This window comes from Glycomyces xiaoerkulensis (assembly GCF_002798405.1).
Lineage (GTDB): Bacteria > Actinomycetota > Actinomycetes > Mycobacteriales > Micromonosporaceae > Glycomyces > Glycomyces xiaoerkulensis.
In genome coordinates, this window is record NZ_PGGV01000025.1 from 1 (window position 1) to 2,778 (window position 2,778).

At 58.6% G+C, this 2,778-nt stretch carries 2 protein-coding genes; both read left to right on the forward strand.

Translation table 11 applies throughout. The annotated features are described in order from the left end of the window. Positions 1–432 (forward strand): ABC-F family ATP-binding cassette domain-containing protein (locus CUT39_RS08665; protein WP_100445611.1); only part of this gene is annotated, 432 nt, incomplete at its 5' end. A 1,706-nt stretch (positions 433–2,138) separates the two neighbouring features. Further along, entirely contained in the window at positions 2,139–2,375 is a 237-nt protein-coding gene (locus CUT39_RS21125) for a hypothetical protein (RefSeq protein WP_100445613.1), read from the forward strand. Positions 2,376–2,778 lie beyond the last annotated feature (403 nt).

A 2,778-nucleotide genomic window follows, 5' to 3' on the forward strand; every position in this document is an offset into this window, starting at 1 on the left:
AGCCGCGACGTGCTCCTGACTCAGGTCGGGGGGCGGGTCTTCGAACGGCTCGATCCCGGGTCCGAGGCGATGGGCGAGTCGCTTGCGTTGCCGCGGACGCGCGAGTCGGTGGACCGGCTGATGCAGGAGCTGGTCGGGCGGATCACCGCCTTCCGGTCGGGCTACCTCGCCATGATGGAGCTGCGCCTCGAAGCCACCCGCCGCCCCGAGCTGCGGGCGGTGCTCACGGAGCAGATCCGCGCGAACCTCCAGGACAACATCGACTTCCATCTGCAATCGGGCATGCCCGGGGACGCCGATACGGTGGTTGAGCTCTACTTGGCCCTGAACTGGCTGATCGTGGAACGGCTGACGCTCCCCGACCTCTTCGACCAGGCCAGGGCCGAGGCCCTCGTTACTGCGCTGGTCCACCGGATCGTCCCACCGGAATGACCCCCCATACGAAGCGAACGGAACACGGTCGCCGACGAGCCGACCAGATTCGTTGCGCTGGTCCAGCAGGGCTTGATGACCCGCGAAGAATTCGAGCGCCAGAAAGCGCGGCTACTCAGCTAGCACAATGCTGCTCGGTTGAGGTTGCGGCTGCAGGAGTCCCTGGCTTGCGGCGGAACTACGCGTTCAGGGGCGACAATGCGTTGTGGGCCAGGATCGAGCCGCTTATCCCCGAGCGCGAGCGTCAACTCGGCGCCTTGGGCAGGAAGCCGCTCGATGACCGTAAAGCGCTGCAAGACTAAGGGAGCCAGACCCAGACTGCGCAGAGGCGTGCCGTACGGTTCCGGGTTCGGGACCACCCCGTACGTAGTCGAACGGGCTCTGGCGCTGCTGTACTGGTTCCGCCGCTTGTGCCTCCGATGGGAACGCCGCAGGGAGATCCGCGAAGCGTTCCTCCACCTCGGATGCGCACTCATCTGCTGGAGACGTCTCCGGCAAATAGGCTAGGAACTCCTATTGCACAGTAAATGTCGGAGGATGAGGAGACCAGGCCTGCGTTTGCGATCCAGTGGGGTCAAAGTCCTGGCTTACAAGTGGCTCTTCGAGCAGTGGAGCTGAGATTTCGATATGCCAAGGGTCGGGACTGTCGAAGCTCCCCCGGACTGTGCCATCAGGCTGCAGCTCGCCTTCCCAGATAGCCTCGCCGTGCGAGATCACCTCGACGGTGGCATCCGGGATGGGCACGAGGCCACAATCCCTCTCCTCGTCGGCTGTTTGGTCAGCTGCCCGGCATATCTGGATCATTCCTTCTGCCTTCATGTCCAAGGCTGGTTCGTCGGGCCCCGGTGACGAGTCTGTGCAACCGGATATTGCGAAAGCGAAGCTAAGACAAGCTATTCCAAGTCCAGTACGTTTCACGGCAGATTTCTCACCTTTCTAAAGGACGGCACAGATTATCGCATTGATCCGATGCTGAACGAATCCCAGCCAGTCGGCCTTGGAGCCTGCCAATTTGCTGAAGTAACCATGCGTACTTGGGCGACATCGACGCCTCATTGTACTACCTTGTTACACAAGAAGACTTGCTGAAATTGTAAGGATTTCAGTGTCAGCATTCCTGACAGCTGCAGGCGGGGCAACGCGTATCCACGCGCTACCCCACCTGTAGGATTCAGGCTAGATTATAAGCCACAAGTGACGCCCCATGGTATTGGTCCGGCCTCTTGTTTCTGCCAATCGCCTTCGTAGTATTCCCAGGAAATCGAAACCCCGTCCTTCGAGATGCCGAAACCTGTAATTCTAGTGGAGCCCCATGTGTGGATATACTCCGTAAATAGTTGGCACGGCCCAGGTCCGTCAGTGTAGTCGACTACCGACATAACCAGATAGCCATAGTCTCCCGACTCGCTTCTGAAGGTTTCGCCTACACCGTGCCGTGTTTCCCTGTCTGCTCCAGTGTAGCGACATTCGTCAGGAGACGGGCCAGCATTACACAGGTATGCCGTGCCGCCCAACATCCCGACGGACTCATGCGTTCGCATGGCGACCACGTCGTCCCCTTGCTTCAGATCCGGAACGTGCTCCCACTCCGTATCTACATGCCAGCAGGCACAGGGTGACTCGTACCAGAGGTCCTCATCGTAGATTCGAACGTTGTCTTCGGAGAGTAGGCCGACGCTATCGGAGGATTCTTCGGATGATCCCACTTGGTACAGGTCGAGCTCACTGGCTGCTTCATTGAAGCTCCGGCCTTGACTGAGAAGAGCGCCGAGTTCTTCGCGAGTTTCAGCAGCTATTTGGCTCTGCTCAGCTTCGAACTCCTGAATTGCCTGGTTTCGAGTCATACCCGAAGATACCAGTTCTCCGACACGCTGATCTCGCACAGCGTTGGCGTGTTTATTTGCCTGATGCCGACGCTCTGGATCGCTGGCATTCACGGGTAGCTCGATCGAGCTCGGTGAAGCTGGTGAAGGTGGCTCTGCATTCACGGATTCGCTGGCGACTGCAATGCTAGCAAAAGGCACCACGAAAGCGATAGCTGACGCTATTGCTCGACGAAGCCAACGGTGAGATTCTTGAGTGCGCTTGGAATCCTTGATGGTCTTCCTTGGCATTAAGAGGTCTGCCTCCGGGGGTTGAGTTCGTTTTTCCAGGCAGGACTGTAACATAGATGAAACTCCATGTGAACAGGGATCTGCCAGGGAATTGGTCTTTGATCTCCTAACCGAGTGACATCCCAGATACCCATCCCTATGCTTTCCGGTAGGTCTGGATCGCCGTTCCGGAGTCGAAGGTTCGGTTCTCGGCCAGGTCGAAGCGGCTCGGTTGGTAGGGGCCGTCGAACAT